Raw genomic sequence first — 17,988 nt, 5'->3', positions numbered from 1 at the left:
ACTGAGTGAGGGCTTGTGTTTTTAGACAATTCTTATTTTTAAAAATATTGAAAACATTCAATGATTAATTTTGGATACTTTTTTCAGAGTCTTAATCATGGTATACTAGGTCAGTATTTTAGAAATATGAAGGAGATTTTTATGGCTAAAAAAGGTGCTCTAACAGGCTTGCTCCTGTTTGGAATATTTTTTGGTGCGGGAAACTTGATTTTTCCACCTTCTCTAGGTGCTTTATCTGGAGAACAGTTTCTTCCTGCCATCGCAGGTTTTGTCTTTTCAGGTGTTGGTATTGCCGTCTTGACACTTATTATTGGAACTCTAAACCCTAAAGGATACATTCACGAGATTTCTAAGAAAATCTCACCTTGGTTTGCGACGCTTTATCTTGCAGTCCTCTATCTATCGATTGGCCCATTCTTTGCCATTCCACGTACATCTACAACAGCTTATGAAGTTGGCATTAGCCCCCTCTTGTCTGAAGCAAATAAAGGTCTAGGATTGATTATTTTTACAGTGCTGTATTTTGCAGCAGCCTATCTGATTTCACTCAATCCATCAAAGATTTTGGATCGAATCGGACGTATCTTGACACCAGTCTTTGCTTTGCTTATCGTTATCTTAGTTGTACTAGGTGCCTTTAAATATGGTGGAACAAGTCCTCAAGCGGCTTCAGATGCTTATCAAGCTTCTGCCTTTGGTACAGGTTTCCTAGAAGGGTATAACACCTTAGATGCCCTTGCCTCAGTGGCCTTCAGCGTAATCGCTGTTCAAACCTTGAAACAACTTGGATTCTCCAGTAAGAAAGAATACATTTCAACTATTTGGGTGGTTGGTATCGTTGTAGCTCTTGCCTTTAGCGCTCTTTACATTGGTTTAGGTTTCCTTGGAAATCATTTCCCAGTACCAGCAGAAGCCATCAAGGGTGGAACACCAGGTGTTTATATTTTGTCACAAGCAACTCAGGAAATCTTTGGTTCAACGGCTCAACTCTTCCTTGCTGTTATGGTAACTGTAACCTGCTTCACAACGACAGTTGGCTTGATTGTGTCTACAGCTGAGTTCTTTAACGGACGTTTCCCGCAAATCAGCTATAAGATTTATGCAACTGCCTTTACCTTGATTGGATTTGCTATTGCCAACCTTGGTTTGGATGCCATTATCAAGTACTCAGTGCCAGTACTGGTAATCTTGTACCCAATCACCATCGCCATTGTGATGATCGTGATTGTTAATAAGTTTGTCGCCCTATCAAAACCGGGCATGCAGTTAACTATTGGGCTTGTTACAGCTATTGCTCTTGCAAGTGTTCTTGGAAGTTCCTTTAAAATTGAGTTTCTAGCAAATCTCGTCAATGCTCTTCCGTTTGCAGCTGCCTCTCTACCATGGTTGGTGCCAGCTATTATTGGAATTTTGCTTTCCTTGGTTTTACCAAACAAGCAAGAAAGCGATGTTTTTGAAATGGAATAAAAAATAGAAATCACTTTTGTAAGTCAACTCTACAGGAGTGATTTTTCTTTTTTCCTCTCTACTGAAATGTGCTATAATAGGTAGCAAAAGAGGTGAAGAAATGAATCAGACTATAAACTATATCAAAGAACTAACCGCTATTGCATCTCCAACAGGCTTTACTCGTGAGATTTCAGACTACCTAGTCCATACTTTAGAAGAGCTTGGTTACCAGCCTGTTCGTACAGCCAAGGGCGGTGTCAATGTGACCATTAAAGGTCAAAATGATGAACAACAACGCTATGTGACTGCCCATGTGGATACGCTGGGTGCTATTGTCCGTGCTGTCAAACCAGATGGCCGTCTCAAATTGGATCGTATCGGTGGTTTTCCTTGGAACATGATTGAAGGGGAGAACTGTACGGTTCATGTGGCTAGCACTGGTCAAAAGGTATCAGGAACCATCCTTATCCACCAAACTTCTTGCCATGTCTACAAGGATTCAGGAACTGCAGAACGCACACAGGACAATATGGAAGTGCGTTTGGATGCAAAAGTGACCAATGAAAAAGAAACCCGCGCCTTGGGCATCGAGGTCGGTGATTTTATCAGCTTTGACCCGCGAACTGTTGTGACAGAGACTGGTTTTATCAAGTCCCGTCATTTGGATGACAAGGTCAGCGCAGCAATTTTGCTCAATCTTCTTCGAGTTTATAAAGAAGAAGGAATTAACTTGCCGATGACGACTCATTTTGCTTTTTCAGTCTTTGAAGAGGTTGGTCACGGTGCCAACTCCAATATTCCAGCTCAGGTAGTAGAATATCTGGCTGTCGATATGGGGGCAATGGGAGATGACCAGCAGACGGATGAGTACACAGTGTCTATCTGTGTCAAGGACGCTTCAGGTCCCTATCACTATGACTTCCGTCAACACTTGGTAGCTTTGGCGAAGGAGCAAGATATTCCATTTAAGCTCGACATTTATCCATTTTACGGTTCGGATGCTTCAGCAGCTATGTCTGCAGGAGCAGAAGTCAAGCATGCCCTCCTTGGAGCTGGTATTGAGTCCAGTCACTCTTACGAACGAACACACATTGATTCGGTCGTGGCGACAGAGCGTATGGTTGATGCCTATCTCAAGAGTGCATTGGTGGACTAATATGTGCTTGATTTGTCAAAGAATTGAATGGATCAAGGCAGGGGAAAATCCCTATTTTGTAAAAGAACTAGAAACAGGCTATGTTGTTATTGGAGACCACCAATACTTTAAGGGCTATACCTTATTTCTGGCAAAAGAGCACGTCACAGAACTCCACAAAATGGAGACTTCTGTAAAACTTCGTTTTTTAGAGGAAATGAGTTTAGTCCAAGAAGCTGTTGCCAAAACGTTTAAAGCTGAAAAGATGAACATCGAACTTCTAGGAAATGGAGATGCCCACGCTCACTGGCACCTCTTTCCAAGACGGTCAGGTGATATGAAGGGTCACGGACTCAACGGCCGTGGTCCTGTCTGGTGGGTGCCCTGGGAAGAAATGGCGGCAGAAGATTGCCAAGTGAGATCCCCTGAGTTGGAACAAATGATTAAAGCCTTATCCGATGAATTAGAGAAGCACTTGGTCTAAGAGAGGAAGAAAAAATGAAAAAAAGATACATCGTTTTATCTGGTTTGCTGGCAGTAACCCTAGCAGCATGTTCTCAAGAACAACCTAAAAATGAAGAAAACACTCAAAAAACGGAACAAACTAGTCAACCTGAAGGAACTGTAGGGAGCAAATCCCAAGCTTCTAGTCAGAAAAAGGCAGAAGTTGTGAATAAGGGAGACCACTATAGTATCCAAGGGAAATATGATGAAATCGTCGTAGCCAATAAGCACTATCCTTTGTCAAAAGACTATAATCCAGGAGAAAATCCAACAGCTAAAGCAGAGTTGGTCAAACTCATTGCAGCCATGCAAGCGGCTGGCTACCCGATCAGTGACCACTACAGTGGTTTTAGAAGTTATGAAACTCAAACCAAACTTTATCAAGACTATGTGAATCAAGACGGGAAGGAAGCGGCAGATCGCTACTCAGCTCGTCCTGGATACAGTGAACACCAGACAGGTCTTGCTTTTGACCTTATCGGGACAGATGGTGATTTAGTTACTGAAGAAAAGGCAGCCCAGTGGCTCTTGGATCATGCGGCTGACTATGGCTTTGTTGTGCGCTATCTCAAAGGTAAGGAAAAAGAGACCGGCTACATGGCGGAAGAATGGCATCTTCGCTATGTTGGAAAAGAAGCCAAAGAAATTGCTGCAAGTGGCCTTAGTTTGGAAGAGTACTATGGCTTTGAAGGCGGAGATTACGTCGATTAAAAAAAGAAATTTTTCTCTTGCATTTTTAGATAAATAGTGTATAATAGATGGGTATGTGTAAAGCATACTTGTGGGAGGTAAAAATCTTACATTACCGCCAAAACCACAAAGGAGGATTTAAAAATGGCTAAAAAAGTCGAAAAACTTGTAAAATTGCAAATCCCTGCTGGTAAAGCTACACCAGCTCCACCAGTTGGACCTGCTCTTGGTCAAGCTGGTATCAACATCATGGGATTCACAAAAGAGTTCAACGCTCGTACAGCTGACCAAGCTGGTATGATCATTCCAGTTGTTATCTCAGTATACGAAGACAAATCATTTACTTTCGTTACAAAAACACCACCAGCTGCTGTTCTTTTGAAAAAAGCTGCAGGTGTTGAAAAAGGATCAGGTACACCTAACAAAACTAAAGTTGCTACAGTTACTCGTGCACAAGTACAAGAAATTGCAGAAACTAAGATGCCAGATTTGAACGCAGCAAACATTGAGTCTGCAATGCGTATGATCGAAGGTACTGCTCGTTCTATGGGATTCACTGTTGTTGACTAATCAATAACACAGTAGAAAATCTCACAGCAGTCTATTAGTTGCTTTTCATACTAGGCAAGTGACTGATGCTTGTACTTAGGTACAGCAAAGGAACTTAACGAAGTAGGAAAAGAAAATTAATAGACTGAATACCCGCAAGACTTCATCATTTCGAGGAGTGACGTGGGAGATGAAAATCGATTGAACCACTTACAAGGAGAATAGAAAATGGCTAAAAAAAGCAAACAACTTCGTGCTGCTCTTGAGAAAATCGACAGCACAAAAGCATACAGTGTAGAAGAAGCTGTAGCACTTGCAAAAGAAACTAACTTTGCAAAATTTGACGCAACTGTAGAAGTTGCTTACAACTTGAACATCGACGTTAAAAAAGCTGACCAACAAATCCGTGGGGCAATGGTATTGCCAAACGGTACTGGTAAAACTTCACGCGTTCTTGTTTTTGCACGTGGTGCAAAAGCTGAAGAAGCAAAAGCTGCTGGTGCAGACTTCGTTGGTGAAGATGATCTTGTTGCGAAAATCAACGACGGTTGGTTGGACTTTGACGTAGTTATCGCTACACCTGACATGATGGCTCTTGTTGGACGTCTAGGACGTGTCCTTGGACCACGTAACTTGATGCCAAACCCTAAAACTGGTACTGTAACAATGGATGTTGCTAAAGCAGTTGAAGAGTCTAAAGGTGGTAAAATCACTTACCGTGCTGACCGTGCAGGTAACGTTCAAGCAATCATCGGTAAAGTATCATTTGAAGCTGAAAAATTGGTTGAAAACTTTAAAGCTTTCAACGAAACAATCCAAAAAGCAAAACCAGCTACAGCTAAAGGAACTTACGTAACAAACTTGACAATCACAACTACTCAAGGTGTTGGTATCAAGGTTGACGTGAACTCACTTTAATTAACTAGAATCTCTGGCTTCGGTCAGAGTTTTTTTATTCAAATCTATCAACAAAGGATTGGAGGAAATAAAAGTGTTGAGAGAAGCTGTACAGGAGGATTTATTTGAATTATTAAATCTCTACCTGTCCTTACATGAGAAAGAAATCCCAGAAGATAGTCTTCATTTGCAACAAGTATGGAGTGAGATGATTTCCGACCAGCGCCATCATGTTATCGTGAAAGAGGTGGAAGGAAGAATAGTCTCCTCCTGTATTTGTGTCATTATTCCCAATTTGACAAGAGGTGTGAGACCCTATGCTTTGATAGAAAATGTGGTGACCCGAGAAGAAGATAGAGGGAAAGGGTATGCAAGCGCTTGTCTTGAATACGCTAAACAGATAGCTAAAGAGGAAAATTGTTATAAGATGATGCTTCTGACAGGTTCTAAAAATGCAAGTACTCAGAATTTTTATAAAGGAGCTGGTTATAATAGTGAAGATAAAACAGCCTATATTCAATGGTTGGATTAAAGCTTGAATCTCAAATAGTCAGAACGAAATCATGGATTAGCAAATAAAAATCTTCTATTTCTTCTTTCACAAAAAATATGGTATAATAGAGAGTAAAAAACTTTGAAAGAAAGAAAAAGATGAATTTAAAAGATTATATCGCAACGATTGAAAATTATCCCAAGGAAGGCATCACCTTCCGTGATATCAGCCCATTGATGGCAGATGGTAATGCTTATAGTTATGCTGTTCGTGAAATCGTTCAGTATGCAACAGACAAGAAGATCGACATGATTGTGGGACCAGAAGCTCGTGGATTTATTGTCGGCTGTCCCGTTGCCTTTGAGTTGGGGATTGGATTTGCTCCCGTTCGTAAACCAGGGAAATTGCCACGTGAAGTGATTTCTGCTGACTATGAAAAAGAGTACGGTATTGATACCTTGACCATGCATGCTGATGCGATCAAACCAGGTCAACGTGTTCTCATCGTAGATGACCTCTTGGCGACAGGTGGAACAGTTAAAGCGACCATCGAAATGATCGAAAGACTCGGTGGAGTTGTAGCCGGTTGTGCTTTCTTGATTGAGTTGGATGAGCTTAAAGGCCGTGAAAAAATCGGAGATTACGATTACAAGGTACTTATGCATTATTAATGAAAAACAGTCCTTGGGGCTGTTTTCTCTTCATCTGCTATATAAATTAACTATAGCTAGTTAGAGAAAAACTATAATTGAAAACTATATCTTCATACAGTATAATAAAGGGAAGAAGTATTTGGAGGTTTTTACTTTCAAACAGACAACATCATTCCCGAAATAGAGAACTGTTAGGAGGGTATTATGCCGATTCGAATTGATAAAAAATTACCAGCTGTGGAGATTTTAAGGACAGAAAATATCTTTGTTATGGACGACCAACGGGCCGCTCATCAGGATATTCGCCCCTTGAAGATTTTGATTTTAAATCTCATGCCTCAAAAGATGGTAACAGAAACGCAACTTTTACGGCATTTGGCTAATACCCCTTTGCAATTAGATATTGATTTCTTATATATGGAAACACACCGTTCCAAGACAACCCGTGCCGAACATATGGAAACCTTCTATAAGACCTTTCCAGAGGTCAAGGATGACTTTTTTGATGGAATGATTATCACAGGAGCACCAGTCGAGCATTTGCCTTTTGAGGAGGTGGACTACTGGGAGGAGTTTAAGCAGGTCATCGAATGGTCCAAGACACATGTTTTTTCTACCCTGCATATCTGTTGGGGTGCCCAAGCAGGTCTTTATGCGCGCTATGGAGTTGAAAAACACCAGATGGCTCAGAAATTATCAGGCATTTACCCGCAGGATACCTTGAAAGAGGGCCATCTTCTCTTTCGTGGTTTTGATGATCGCTATGTAGCTCCTCATTCTCGTCATACTGAGATCTATAAGGAGGAAATTTTAGGAAAAACCAATCTGGAAATCCTCTCTGAGGGAGAACAAGTCGGTGTTTCTATTTTAGCCAGTCGGGATCTTCGTGAAATTTATAGTTTTGGTCATTTAGAATATGACCGTGATACTCTAGCAAAAGAGTATTTTCGTGATTGTGAGGCAGGACTTAATCCTCACATTCCAGAAAATTACTTCAAAAATGATGATGTGAATGAGACACCGTGTCTCTGTTGGTCTTCTTCAGCTGCTCTCTTTTTCAGTAACTGGGTTAACTATGCAGTTTATCAAGAAACCCCTTTTGACTGGAGAAAGGTAGAGGATGATGCGGCTGCATTTGGATATTTATAAGAGGAATTATGACATATTTTGACGCTTTCAAATCAGGGAACTTGGTTTTGCCAAGTGCCCTGCTCTTGCATTTTAAGGAACTCTTTCCTTCTAGTGATGATTTTCTCGTCTGGCAATTTTTTTATCTACAAAATACATCTGCTTTGGATGAGCTGTCGCCAAGCCAAATTGCAGAAACTATTGGAAAAGAACTTGCAGATGTCAACCAATCCATTTCAAACTTGACTGAAAATGGTTTGCTACAATATCGTACCATTGAACTAAATGGGGAAATTGAGCTTATTTTTGATGCTAGTTTGGCCTTTGAACGCTTGGATAACTTGTTGGACAGTCAGACTCCAGCTACAACTGCCCCAAACCCGCAAAATCAATTGAAGGATCTGGTTGAGACTTTTCAGCAGGAATTAGGACGCTTGTTAACGCCATTTGAAATCGAAGATCTTTCCAAGACTGTCAAAGAAGATGGGATCAAGGCGGATTTGATCAAAGAAGCTCTCCGAGAGGCTGTTCTAAATGGCAAGCCAAACTGGAAATATATTCAGGCCATCCTTCGAAACTGGCGCCATGAAGGTATTCAGTCTGTGGCTCAGGTAGAGGCCAAACGAGCAGAGCGAGAAGCCAACAATCCCAAACAAGTTCAGGCTTCGGCTGATTTCCTCGATGCTATGAATTTGTGGCAAGATTAGTCGCTTGAAAAATTTTGAAAATTAGAGTAAGGTTTGCAAGCTCCTTATAAATATGATAGAATAATAGTGAATAAAATGAAAAAAGAGGTATGTGAAATGTCACGTAAACCATTTATCGCTGGTAACTGGAAAATGAACAAAAATCCAGAAGAAGCAAAAGCATTCGTTGAAGCCGTTGCATCAAAACTTCCTTCATCAGACCTTGTTGAAGCAGGTATCGCAGCTCCTGCAGTTGATTTGACAGCTGTTCTTGCTGCTGCTAAAGGTTCAAACCTTAAAGTTGCTGCTCAAAACTGCTACTTTGAAAATGCAGGTGCGTTCACTGGTGAAACTAGCCCACAAGTTTTGAAAGAAATCGGTACTGACTACGTTGTTATCGGTCACTCAGAACGCCGTGACTACTTCCATGAAACTGACGAAGATATCAACAAAAAAGCAAAAGCGATCTTTGCAAACGGTATGCTTCCAATCATCTGTTGTGGTGAGTCACTTGAAACTTACGAAGCTGGTAAAGCTGCTGAATTCGTAGGTGCACAAGTATCTGCTGCATTGGCTGGATTGACAGCTGAACAAGTTGCTGCATCAGTTATCGCTTATGAGCCAATCTGGGCAATCGGTACTGGTAAATCAGCTTCACAAGACGACGCACAAAAAATGTGTAAAGTAGTTCGTGACGTTGTAGCGGCTGACTTTGGTCAAGAAGTTGCGGACAAAGTTCGTGTTCAATACGGTGGTTCTGTTAAACCTGAAAACGTTGCTTCATACATGGCTTGCCCAGACGTTGACGGTGCCCTTGTTGGTGGTGCGTCACTTGAAGCTGAAAGCTTCTTGGCATTGCTTGATTTTGTAAAATAATCTAACTTATTCCAGACAGACAGTCAAAGGTACCAGGTGACTTTGACTGCCTGTCTTGTTTTTACTTGGAGTATTCTTGTGAAAGAGGAATTTTTCCGACTAGGAAAGTTCCTTAGGGAAGGAAAGGCGTGCAGATGTGCGCTCTTTTCTGTATCAAAAGGTTATGAAAGGGGGAGTTATGCTCTATATTTGGTCTTATTTGAAAAAATATCCCAAGTGGTTATTCTTGGATTTCCTTGGAGCGGTTTTCTTTGTTATCGTCAATCTTGGACTGCCAACCGTTCTGGCTCGGATGATTGATGAAGGTGTGAATAAAGGGAATGAACAGCAATTGTATGTTTGGGCTGCAATTATGCTGGTGATTATCCTATGTGGAACCTTGGGGCGTATAGTCTTAGCCTATGCTGCTAGTAAGCTAACGACCAATATGGTCAAGGATATGAGGGATGATCTCTATGCCAAATTACAAGAGTATTCTCATCATGAATATGAAAAGATAGGAGTGTCTTCACTGGTTACTCGTATTACCAGTGATGCCTTTGTTCTCATGCAGTTTGCAGAACAGACCTTAAAACTGGGTGTCATCACTCCCATGATGATGTTGTCTAGTATTTTAATGATCTTTTTGACCAGCCCGTCATTGGCTTGGATAGTAGCTTTTGCAGTACCTTTCTTGGCTGTGGTGGTTATTTATGTGGCTGTCAAGACTCGCCCTTTGTCAGAGAAACAGCAGGCTACCTTAGATAAGATCAATCAATACGTTAGAGAAAATCTGATGGGGCTCCGTGTCATTCGTGCTTTTGCTCGTGAAGAGTTTCAAGAGGAACGCTTTGCAGGACAAAATGCGGTCTATGCAGATAATTCTAATCGTCTGTTTAAACTAACTGGTATGACAGAACCATTGTTTGTTCAGATTATCATTGCCATGATTGTGGCTATTGTTTGGTTTGCTCTGAATCCTATCAAGCAAGGTTCTCTTCAAATTGGGGACCTCGTAGCCTTTATCGAATATAGTTTCCACGCTCTCTTGTCCTTCCTTTTCTTATCCAGCCTCTTCACCATGTACCCTCGTACAGCTGTTTCGAGTGAACGGTTGAAAGAAGTCATGGATATGCCGATTTCCATTGATCCAAATGAAGGAGGTATCAGAGAAACTGAAACTCACGGCTATTTGGAATTTGAAAATGTCACCTTTGCTTATCCAGGTGAGACGGAAAATCCTGTTTTGCACAACATTTCGTTCTGCGCCAAACCAGGTGAAACCATTGCTTTTATCGGATCGACCGGATCTGGAAAGTCCTCTCTTGTGCAATTGATTCCACGTTTTTACGACGTCACCCTTGGGAAAATCAAGGTTGATGGTGTCGATGTGAGGGATTACCGCCTCAAGTCTCTCCGTCAAAAAATTGGTTTTATTCCGCAGAAGGCCTTACTCTTTACAGGAACTATCGCTGAAAATATTCGCTATGGGAAAGAAGATGCAAGTTCAGCAGACTTAAATCAGGCAGCGGACGTGGCGCAAGCCAAAGATTTTATCGAAAGCCGAGAAGAGGGCTTTGCGACCCATCTAGCTGAAGGTGGAAGCAATCTTTCTGGAGGACAGAAACAACGTCTCTCAATTGCCAGAGCGGTTATAAAGAATCCTGATATCTATATTTTTGACGATTCTTTCTCAGCCTTGGATTATCTTACGGATGCTATTTTGCGCCGTCGTCTCAAGGAAGTAACACAGAATGCAACAGTTTTAATTGTTGCTCAACGTGTCGGAACCATCATGAATGCGGACCAGATTATCGTTCTTGATAAGGGAGAAATCGTGGGTCGCGGTCGACATGAGGAATTGATGGAGACAAATGACATCTATCGTGAAATTGCTGAGTCGCAGTTGAAAAATGCATCTCTAACAGAAGAATAGGAGGAAATATGAAAACACAATCTAGTTTGGCTCGTTTGTGGAGCTATTTAAAAGCCTACCGTTTTTCTGTTTTCTTTGCAGTCTTTCTAAAAGTTTTGAGTGTGGTCATGAGTGTCTTAGAACCTTTTGTATTGGGGCTAGCCATTACGGAGTTGACAAAGAATCTCTTAGATATGGCTAATGGCCTTTCAGGTGCTCATATCAATACTGGCTACATCGGGACAGTTTTAATCATTTACCTCTTCAGAGGTCTCTTGTATGAACTTGGGTCTTATTATTCCAACTATTTCATGACCAATGCAGTCCAGTCCATGACCCAGGATCTGCGAAATGAAATGACCGAGAAAATCAATCGTATCCCAGTATCTTTCTTTGACAAACACCAATTTGGTGATTTGTTGGGGCGCTTTACCAGTGACGTTGAGACAGTGTCCAACGCTCTTCAACAGTCTTTCCTCCAAATTGTCAATGCCGTTCTGACGATTGTCCTCGTGATGGGAATGGTATTATACTTGAACTTTCAACTGGCTATAGTGGTGATTCTATCCATTCCAGTGACCTATTTCGGTGCCAGAAGCATCCTGAAACGTTCTCAGCCTTATTTTAAAGAGCAGGCAGCTATTTTAGGACGGATGAATGGCTATGTGCAGGAAAATCTCACAGGTTTTAATGTTTTGAAACTCTATGGTCGTGAGGAAACTTCTCATAAAGAATTTTCTAAGATTACAGACGATCTCCAACGTGTTGGTTTTAAAGCCAGCTTTATCTCTGGACTCATGATGCCCGCCCTTCATGCCGTATCGGATTTGACCTATCTGATCGTTGCAGTTCTTGGTGGTTTGCAGGTTATTGCGGGTCGTTTGACAGTGGGGAATATGCAGGCCTTTGTTCAGTACGTTTGGCAGGTCAGCCAGCCTATCCAAAACATCACACAACTTGCGGGTCAAATGCAAAGTGCCAAGTCTTCGCTCGATCGTATCTTCGACATTTTGGATGAAACAGAGGAAGTCAAGGGAGAAGAACTCGAAATCCTTGAACCTTTAACGGGTCAGGTAACCTTTAAGCAGGTTGATTTCCAGTATGTTGAAAACAAACCATTGATTCGAGACTTTAATCTAGAAGTTCAACCAGGAGAGATGGTAGCGATTGTTGGTCCGACCGGAGCTGGTAAGACAACCTTAATCAATCTGCTTATGCGTTTTTACGATGTCACAGCAGGTGCAATCTTGGTTGACGGGCAGGATATTCGCCAGTTGTCACGACAAGACTACCGCCGTCAGTTTGGGATGGTCTTGCAGGATGCTTGGCTCTACGAAGGTACTATCAAAGAAAATCTACGTTTTGGAAATCTTGACGCCAGTGACGAAGAAATAATAGAAGCTGCCAAAGCGGCAAATGTAGACCACTTTATCCGAACTCTTCCTGGTGGTTACAACATGGAGATGAACCAAGAGTCCAGCAATATTTCCCTCGGGCAAAAACAACTCTTGACCATCGCGCGTGCTCTCCTAGCCAATCCTAAAATTCTCATTTTGGATGAAGCGACTTCCTCTGTTGACACCCGTTTGGAACTCTTGATTCAAAAAGCTATGAAACGCTTGATGAAAGGAAGAACCAGCTTTGTCATCGCCCACCGTCTCTCTACCATTCAAGAAGCAGACAAGATTCTCGTTCTTAAGGATGGACAGATTATTGAGCAGGGAAATCATGAAAGCTTGCTCCAAGCAAAAGGCTTTTATTATGATCTGTACCAAAGCCAATTTTCGGGTAAATCTGATCAAGTCAGCTAATCAAAGCTGTCCAGATTTTTCTTAAATTATCAGTCTATTAAAACTTTTCTCAGATAGTACACTTTCCTTGCTATTGTTTTCTGGGAGTAGTATACTTGTATTATAGCTACTGTGAAGTGGTTATAAAAAAATGAAAAGAGGTAAGAATTATGGTTGAATTGAAAAAAGAAGCAGTAAAAGACGTAACAACATTATCTAAAGCAGCGCCAGTAGCATTGGCAAAAACAAAGGAAGTATTGAACCAAGCAGTGGCGGACTTGTATGTGGCTCACATCGCCCTTCACCAAGTTCACTGGTATATGCGTGGCCGTGGTTTCCTAGTATGGCATCCAAAAATGGATGAATACATGAATAGTCTTGATGGCTATCTTGATGAAATCAGCGAACGTTTGATCACCCTTGGTGGCAGACCTTACTCAACTTTGACAGAGTTCCTTCAACACAGTGAAATTGAAGAAGAAGAAGGAGAATTCCGTAACGTTGAAGAAAGCTTGGAACGTGTTCTAGCGATTTATCGCTACCTCATCACTCTTTTCCAAAAAGCTTTGGATGTGACTGATGAAGAAGGCGATGATGTTACAAACGATATCTTTGTTGGTGCTAAGGCTGAACTTGAGAAAACAGTTTGGATGCTTGCGGCAGAACTTGGACAAGCTCCTGGTTTGTAAGATATAGTTGCTACCCCTTTTATCATGAGGTGCTTGATAAGTGCCCATGACCAATCATCTTTTAAAAGTCATGTAACTGTAAACAGTTGCATGATTTTTTGTCTGCTGGACTTAGGACACATTGTCAAAAGTAGGATTTTACGGTATAATAGTTGCTGTTCGAGAAATTTTGATCTTCAAAAAATAGTGAAATGTTATAAGGAGAACCCATGAACAACTTACCAAATTGCCCAAAATGTAATTCAGAATATGTCTACGAAGACGGAAGTCTCTTGGTCTGCCCAGAGTGTGCCTATGAGTGGAATCCTGCGGAAGTTGCAGAAGTAGAAGAAGGCGTTGTTGCTATTGATGCCAATGGAAATAAATTGGCTGACGGCGATACTGTAACCTTAATCAAGGACTTGAAAGTAAAAGGTGCGCCAAAGGATTTGAAACAAGGAACTCGTGTCAAAAATATCCGTATCGTAGAAGGTGACCACAACATCGACTGTAAGATTGATGGCTTTGGAGCTATGAAACTCAAGTCAGAATTTGTTAAGAAAATCTAGCCATGAAACTGAATTATAAATTTATCTTTTATAGTCGTGTGTTCTTGTTCCTAGCGGCATTTACAGGAGTTTATTTGGAGATTACCAAGCACGGTGGCTTTGGAATGCTCCTTTACTACACAGTGTTGTCCAATCTTTTGGTAACGATTTTCACGGGTTATCTGCTCCGTGTGATGAGCCGTTCAGGGGAAAATTGGCAAAGTCCGACCTTGCTTCGTCTCAAGGGTGGCGTTACCATGAGTATCATGATTACCTGTGTGATTTACCATTTTATGCTTGCTCCGATTGCGACAGATTTTTATCGTGTGGAAAATTTCCTTTGCCACTATATCGTTCCACTCTGGTTTTTAGCCGACACCCTCTTCTTTGATAAACAGGGTCGATACAAGATCTGGGATCCAGTCTTGTGGACCATCTTGCCCTTGGTTTATATGATTTTTGCCTTGTTTAACGGCCTGGTCTTAAAACTCAATATTCCGAATTCCAAGGACAATCCCTTCCCTTATTTCTTTTTAAATGTGAACAAGGGTTGGGACGTGGTTATCAAATGGTGTTTGATCATTTTTGCGGCGTATATGGTTGCAGGCTTCATCTTCTATCTGATCAAGCAAATCAAGCGAAAATAGTCTCCCTATGAGGAAAGTTAGGACGGAGTCTCTAGTTCAATCGGGCTCCTTCTTTTCTTGCCATCTTCCTTTTAAAAGGATCAACAGTGAGAAATATATAGAAAGAAAATCCATGAAACAATTTTTAGAACGGGCTAGTATTTTGGCCCTCTCCCTCGTTTTGATTACCTCCTTTTCCATCTCGAGTGCTTTACCAGCCATGTTTGACTACTATCAAGGCTACCCCAAAGAACAAATCGAGCTCTTGGTCAGCCTTCCTTCTTTTGGAATCATGATCATGCTGATTTTAAATGGTTTTTTGGAACGTTTGTTTCCTGAGCGTCTTCAGATTAGTTTAGGGCTTCTCATCCTCTCTATCGGGGGAACAGCCCCCTTCTGGTATCAGGATTACAACTTTGTCTTTGCGATGCGGATTTTATTTGGTTTGGGTGTGGGGATGATCAATGCCAAGGCCATTTCTATTATCAGTGAACGCTATCATGGAAAGACACGGATCCAGATGCTGGGCCTTCGAGGATCGGCAGAAGTTGTCGGGGCGTCGATTTTGACTCTAGTGGTAGGTCAACTCTTATCCCTGGGATGGACAGTGACCTTCTTGGCCTACAGTGCGGGATTTTTAGTATTGATCCTTTATCTGCTCTTTGTCCCTTATGGGAAAGAAAAGAAAGAAACAAAGAAAAAAGAGGCCGAAATGACTCGTTTGACGGGACAGATGAAGGGCTTAATTTTTCTATTGGCTGTCGAAGCAGCAGTTGTTGTCTGCACCAATACAGCTATCACCATTCGTATCCCTAGTTTGATGGTGGAAAGAGGTCTCGGGGATGCTCAATTATCTAGTTTTGTTCTTAGTGTCATGCAGCTGATTGGGATTGTGGCTGGTGTGAGTTTTTCTTTCTTGATTTCTCTCTTTAAAGAAAGATTGCTCCTTTGGTCAGGCATCGCCTTTGGATTGGGGCAGATTGTGATTGCCTTGTCTCCGTCATTGGGTGTGATGGTAGTTGGAAGTATTGTGGCAGGTTTTTCTTATAGTGTGGCCTTGACCACTGTCTTTCAGCTTCTTTCTGAAAGAATCCCAGCGAAGCTCCTTAATCAGGCAACATCTTTTGCAGTGTTAGGATGTAGTTTTGGGGCCTTTACGACACCATTCGTCCTGGGAGCTGTCGGTATGGTTACTCAAAACGGGATGCTGGTCTTCACCATTCTAGGATGCTGGTTGATTGTCACTTCTATTTTTGTTATGTACGCACTTCAAAAGAAAGCTTAGGAATGATTCCTAGCTTTTTCTTTATTATTTCTGTACCCAGACAATTTCCTTTCTTTGAACTTGTTTGCAGGATTATTTCTTGATAAAATAAGACTTATGACAAGATATAAAGCAATTATTTCCTATGACGGCTATGCCTTTGCTGGCTTTCAGCGTCAGCCCCATGCGCGGAGCGTTCAGGAGGAAATCGAAAAAACCTTAACGAGGCTGAATAAAGGACAAGCGGTTACTGTTCACGGTGCTGGTAGGACAGATAGTGGGGTCCATGCTCTTGGTCAGGCCATTCATTTTGACCTCCCCTATCAAATGAATGAGGAAAAACTCCGTTTTGCTCTGGATACCCAGTCTCCTGAAGATATCGATGTGATTTCGATTGAGATTGTGGCGGATGATTTTCATTGCCGTTATGCCAAGCATAGCAAGACCTATGAGTTTATCGTGGATAGGGGGCGTCCCAAAAATCCTATGCGTCGTCACTATGCCACTCACTTTCCTTATCCACTCGATGTGGAGCAGATGCAGGAGGCCATCAAAAAGCTAGAGGGAACCCATGATTTTACCGGTTTTACAGCATCTGGGACTAGTGTAGAGGACAAGGTTCGGACCATTACAGAAGCTAGTCTTAGTGTTGATAAGACAGGCCAATTTTTGACCTTTACTTTTTCAGGAAATGGTTTTTTGTATAAGCAGATTCGCAATATGGTGGGGACTCTTCTCAAGATCGGAAACAACCGAATGCCAGTTGAGCAGATTGACCTCATCTTGGAGAAGAAGGACAGGCAACTTGCAGGCCCAACGGCAGCACCGAATGGCTTGTATTTAAAGGAGATTCGTTATGAAGAATAATCGTATTTTAGCCCTTTCTGGAAATGATATTTTTAGTGGTGGTGGTCTGTCAGCTGATTTGGCCACCTATACCTTGAATGGCTTGCATGGCTTTGTAGCAGTGACTTGTTTGACGGCTGTGACAGAAAAGGGTTTTGAAGTCTTTCCTACGGCTGATACTATTTTTCAACATGAGCTAGACAGCTTGCGTGATGTCGAGTTTGCGGGGATTAAGATTGGCCTTCTCCCTACTGTCAGTGTGGCTGAGAAGGCCTTGGACTTTATCAAGCAACACCCAGGGGTGCCTGTAGTTCTAGATCCAGTCTTGGTATGCAAGGAAACGCACGATGTAGCTGTCAGCCAACTCTGTCAAGAGTTGATTCGCTTTTTCCCTCATGTTAGCGTGATTACGCCAAATCTCCCTGAAGCAGAATTATTAGCTGGTCAGGAGATTAAAACCTTGGAAGATATGAAGGCTGCAGCGCAGAAATTGCATGAATTAGGAGCGCCAGCGGTCATTATCAAGGGAGGCAATCGCCTTAGCCAGGACAAGGCTGTGGATGTCTTTTATGATGGGCAAACCTTCACTGTCCTAGAAAATCCCGTTATCCAAGGCCAAAATGCTGGTGCAGGTTGTACCTTTGCCTCAAGCATTGCCAGTCACTTGGTTAAAGGGGATGAACTTTTACCAGCAGTAGAGAGTTCTAAAGCTTTCGTTTACCGTGCTATTGCACAAGCAGATCAATATGGAGTAAGACAATATGAAGCAAACCAAAACAACTAAAATCGCCCTAGTATCTCTTTTGACAGCCCTTTCTGTGGTTCTAGGTTATTTCTTAAAAATCCCAACACCAACAGGCATTCTAACTCTCTTAGATGCGGGTGTCTTCTTTGCAGCCTTCTACTTTGGTAGTCGTGAAGGGGCTGTCGTTGGAGGACTAGCAGGTTTCTTGATTGACCTCATATCAGGCTATCCACAGTGGATGTTCTTTAGCTTGGTAAACCATGGCTTGCAGGGATTTTTCGCAGGATTTAAAGGGAAATCTCAGTGGCTGGGCCTTATCTTAGCTACTATTGCGATGGTAGGAGGCTACGCCTTGGGTTCAACTTTGATGAATGGCTGGGCGGCAGCCCTACCAGAAATCCTACCAAACTTCCTGCAAAATATCGTGGGTATGGTTGTAGGGTTTGTGCTTAGTCAGAGTATTAAGAAAATTAAGTAAAGCAGCTGGAGAAAAGTTTTAAAAATCAGAAAAACGCATAATATCAGGTGTTGAAAAGCCTTGATATTA

Annotated in this window: 20 protein-coding genes; all 20 read left to right on the top strand. The window is 41.9% G+C overall.

Annotated elements, in window-relative coordinates; translation table 11 throughout:
• Positions 1-141 precede the first annotated feature (141 nt).
• Positions 142-1,467 (top strand): branched-chain amino acid transport system II carrier protein, encoded by a 1,326-nt coding sequence (gene brnQ, locus HMPREF0850_RS11005; protein WP_001074598.1) that lies wholly within the window; start codon positions 142-144, stop codon positions 1,465-1,467.
• Between the two features lie 100 nt (positions 1,468-1,567).
• Positions 1,568-2,605 carry a M42 family metallopeptidase gene (locus HMPREF0850_RS11000; RefSeq protein ID WP_001076931.1) on the top strand — a complete coding sequence of 346 codons (1,038 nt, stop codon included), beginning with the start codon at positions 1,568-1,570 and terminating at the stop codon, positions 2,603-2,605.
• A gap of 1 nt (position 2,606) precedes the next feature.
• Positions 2,607-3,068 carry an HIT family protein gene (locus HMPREF0850_RS10995; protein WP_000335637.1) on the top strand — a complete coding sequence of 154 codons (462 nt, stop codon included), beginning with the start codon at positions 2,607-2,609 and terminating at the stop codon, positions 3,066-3,068.
• Between the two features lie 14 nt (positions 3,069-3,082).
• The gene (ldcB, locus tag HMPREF0850_RS10990; RefSeq protein ID WP_000747742.1) at positions 3,083-3,799 is read left to right on the top strand and encodes an LD-carboxypeptidase LdcB/DacB; all 717 of its coding nucleotides are present in this window, start codon (positions 3,083-3,085) and stop codon (positions 3,797-3,799) included.
• A 123-nt stretch (positions 3,800-3,922) separates the two neighbouring features.
• Positions 3,923-4,348: a 50S ribosomal protein L11 gene (gene rplK, locus HMPREF0850_RS10985; protein WP_001085808.1), complete on the top strand. Its 426-nt coding sequence runs from the start codon at positions 3,923-3,925 to the stop codon at positions 4,346-4,348.
• A gap of 207 nt (positions 4,349-4,555) precedes the next feature.
• Entirely contained in the window at positions 4,556-5,245 is a 690-nt protein-coding gene (rplA, locus tag HMPREF0850_RS10980) for a 50S ribosomal protein L1 (RefSeq protein WP_001085675.1), read from the top strand.
• A gap of 73 nt (positions 5,246-5,318) precedes the next feature.
• Positions 5,319-5,756, top strand: a complete 438-nt coding sequence (locus HMPREF0850_RS10975) for a GNAT family N-acetyltransferase (protein WP_000943033.1) — start codon at positions 5,319-5,321, stop codon at positions 5,754-5,756.
• Between the two features lie 119 nt (positions 5,757-5,875).
• On the top strand, positions 5,876-6,388 hold the full coding sequence (locus HMPREF0850_RS10970; RefSeq protein WP_001049316.1) for an adenine phosphoribosyltransferase: 513 nt from the start codon (positions 5,876-5,878) through the stop codon (positions 6,386-6,388).
• Positions 6,389-6,574: 186 nt separating this feature from the next.
• Positions 6,575-7,519 (top strand): homoserine O-acetyltransferase MetA, encoded by a 945-nt coding sequence (metA, locus tag HMPREF0850_RS10965; protein ID WP_001122727.1) that lies wholly within the window; start codon positions 6,575-6,577, stop codon positions 7,517-7,519.
• Between the two features lie 8 nt (positions 7,520-7,527).
• Entirely contained in the window at positions 7,528-8,205 is a 678-nt protein-coding gene (locus HMPREF0850_RS10960; protein ID WP_000220739.1) for a DnaD domain-containing protein, read from the top strand.
• A gap of 96 nt (positions 8,206-8,301) precedes the next feature.
• Positions 8,302-9,060 (top strand): triose-phosphate isomerase, encoded by a 759-nt coding sequence (gene tpiA / locus HMPREF0850_RS10955; protein ID WP_000087899.1) that lies wholly within the window; start codon positions 8,302-8,304, stop codon positions 9,058-9,060.
• A 178-nt stretch (positions 9,061-9,238) separates the two neighbouring features.
• The gene (locus HMPREF0850_RS10950) at positions 9,239-10,975 is read left to right on the top strand and encodes an ABC transporter ATP-binding protein (RefSeq protein ID WP_000965831.1); all 1,737 of its coding nucleotides are present in this window, start codon (positions 9,239-9,241) and stop codon (positions 10,973-10,975) included.
• An 8-nt stretch (positions 10,976-10,983) separates the two neighbouring features.
• Positions 10,984-12,765 (top strand): ABC transporter ATP-binding protein, encoded by a 1,782-nt coding sequence (locus tag HMPREF0850_RS10945; RefSeq protein ID WP_000857082.1) that lies wholly within the window; start codon positions 10,984-10,986, stop codon positions 12,763-12,765.
• A 149-nt stretch (positions 12,766-12,914) separates the two neighbouring features.
• Positions 12,915-13,433: a Dps family protein gene (locus tag HMPREF0850_RS10940; RefSeq protein WP_000229887.1), complete on the top strand. Its 519-nt coding sequence runs from the start codon at positions 12,915-12,917 to the stop codon at positions 13,431-13,433.
• 209 nt (positions 13,434-13,642) lie between these two features.
• Complete coding sequence (locus HMPREF0850_RS10935) at positions 13,643-13,981, top strand: zinc ribbon domain-containing protein YjdM (RefSeq protein WP_001061600.1); 339 nt, start codon at positions 13,643-13,645, stop codon at positions 13,979-13,981.
• A gap of 2 nt (positions 13,982-13,983) precedes the next feature.
• Positions 13,984-14,607 (top strand): Pr6Pr family membrane protein, encoded by a 624-nt coding sequence (locus tag HMPREF0850_RS10930; protein ID WP_000775196.1) that lies wholly within the window; start codon positions 13,984-13,986, stop codon positions 14,605-14,607.
• A gap of 112 nt (positions 14,608-14,719) precedes the next feature.
• Entirely contained in the window at positions 14,720-15,871 is a 1,152-nt protein-coding gene (locus tag HMPREF0850_RS10925; protein ID WP_000808699.1) for an MFS transporter, read from the top strand.
• 96 nt (positions 15,872-15,967) lie between these two features.
• Positions 15,968-16,717, top strand: a complete 750-nt coding sequence (gene truA / locus HMPREF0850_RS10920) for a tRNA pseudouridine(38-40) synthase TruA (protein WP_000199155.1) — start codon at positions 15,968-15,970, stop codon at positions 16,715-16,717.
• On the top strand, positions 16,707-17,480 hold the full coding sequence (locus HMPREF0850_RS10915; RefSeq protein WP_000794795.1) for a bifunctional hydroxymethylpyrimidine kinase/phosphomethylpyrimidine kinase: 774 nt from the start codon (positions 16,707-16,709) through the stop codon (positions 17,478-17,480). Before truA ends, HMPREF0850_RS10915 begins: the two co-directional genes overlap by 11 nt.
• Complete coding sequence (locus HMPREF0850_RS10910; protein WP_000814968.1) at positions 17,458-17,919, top strand: ECF transporter S component; 462 nt, start codon at positions 17,458-17,460, stop codon at positions 17,917-17,919. Before HMPREF0850_RS10915 ends, HMPREF0850_RS10910 begins: the two co-directional genes overlap by 23 nt.
• Positions 17,920-17,988 lie beyond the last annotated feature (69 nt).

Source organism: Streptococcus sp. M143 (assembly GCF_000162495.1).
Lineage (GTDB): Bacteria > Bacillota > Bacilli > Lactobacillales > Streptococcaceae > Streptococcus > Streptococcus dentisani.
The sequence above is the reverse complement of the archived record's forward strand: the minus strand, read 5'-3'. Positions and strand labels throughout refer to the sequence as shown.

What these genes read in the sequence shown, in the direction of transcription:
- brnQ (WP_001074598.1), top strand. Translation starts at nt 142, where the DNA reads ATGGCTAAAAAAGGTGCTCTAACAGGCTTGCTCCTGTTTGGAATATTT.
- HMPREF0850_RS11000 (WP_001076931.1), top strand. Translation starts at nt 1,568, where the DNA reads ATGAATCAGACTATAAACTATATCAAAGAACTAACCGCTATTGCATCT.
- HMPREF0850_RS10995 (WP_000335637.1), top strand. Translation starts at nt 2,607, where the DNA reads ATGTGCTTGATTTGTCAAAGAATTGAATGGATCAAGGCAGGGGAAAAT.
- ldcB (WP_000747742.1), top strand. Translation starts at nt 3,083, where the DNA reads ATGAAAAAAAGATACATCGTTTTATCTGGTTTGCTGGCAGTAACCCTA.
- rplK (WP_001085808.1), top strand. Translation starts at nt 3,923, where the DNA reads ATGGCTAAAAAAGTCGAAAAACTTGTAAAATTGCAAATCCCTGCTGGT.
- rplA (WP_001085675.1), top strand. Translation starts at nt 4,556, where the DNA reads ATGGCTAAAAAAAGCAAACAACTTCGTGCTGCTCTTGAGAAAATCGAC.
- HMPREF0850_RS10970 (WP_001049316.1), top strand. Translation starts at nt 5,876, where the DNA reads ATGAATTTAAAAGATTATATCGCAACGATTGAAAATTATCCCAAGGAA.
- metA (WP_001122727.1), top strand. Translation starts at nt 6,575, where the DNA reads ATGCCGATTCGAATTGATAAAAAATTACCAGCTGTGGAGATTTTAAGG.
- HMPREF0850_RS10960 (WP_000220739.1), top strand. Translation starts at nt 7,528, where the DNA reads ATGACATATTTTGACGCTTTCAAATCAGGGAACTTGGTTTTGCCAAGT.
- tpiA (WP_000087899.1), top strand. Translation starts at nt 8,302, where the DNA reads ATGTCACGTAAACCATTTATCGCTGGTAACTGGAAAATGAACAAAAAT.
- HMPREF0850_RS10950 (WP_000965831.1), top strand. Translation starts at nt 9,239, where the DNA reads ATGCTCTATATTTGGTCTTATTTGAAAAAATATCCCAAGTGGTTATTC.
- HMPREF0850_RS10945 (WP_000857082.1), top strand. Translation starts at nt 10,984, where the DNA reads ATGAAAACACAATCTAGTTTGGCTCGTTTGTGGAGCTATTTAAAAGCC.
- HMPREF0850_RS10940 (WP_000229887.1), top strand. Translation starts at nt 12,915, where the DNA reads ATGGTTGAATTGAAAAAAGAAGCAGTAAAAGACGTAACAACATTATCT.
- HMPREF0850_RS10935 (WP_001061600.1), top strand. Translation starts at nt 13,643, where the DNA reads ATGAACAACTTACCAAATTGCCCAAAATGTAATTCAGAATATGTCTAC.
- HMPREF0850_RS10930 (WP_000775196.1), top strand. Translation starts at nt 13,984, where the DNA reads ATGAAACTGAATTATAAATTTATCTTTTATAGTCGTGTGTTCTTGTTC.
- HMPREF0850_RS10925 (WP_000808699.1), top strand. Translation starts at nt 14,720, where the DNA reads ATGAAACAATTTTTAGAACGGGCTAGTATTTTGGCCCTCTCCCTCGTT.
- truA (WP_000199155.1), top strand. Translation starts at nt 15,968, where the DNA reads ATGACAAGATATAAAGCAATTATTTCCTATGACGGCTATGCCTTTGCT.
- HMPREF0850_RS10915 (WP_000794795.1), top strand. Translation starts at nt 16,707, where the DNA reads ATGAAGAATAATCGTATTTTAGCCCTTTCTGGAAATGATATTTTTAGT.
- HMPREF0850_RS10910 (WP_000814968.1), top strand. Translation starts at nt 17,458, where the DNA reads ATGAAGCAAACCAAAACAACTAAAATCGCCCTAGTATCTCTTTTGACA.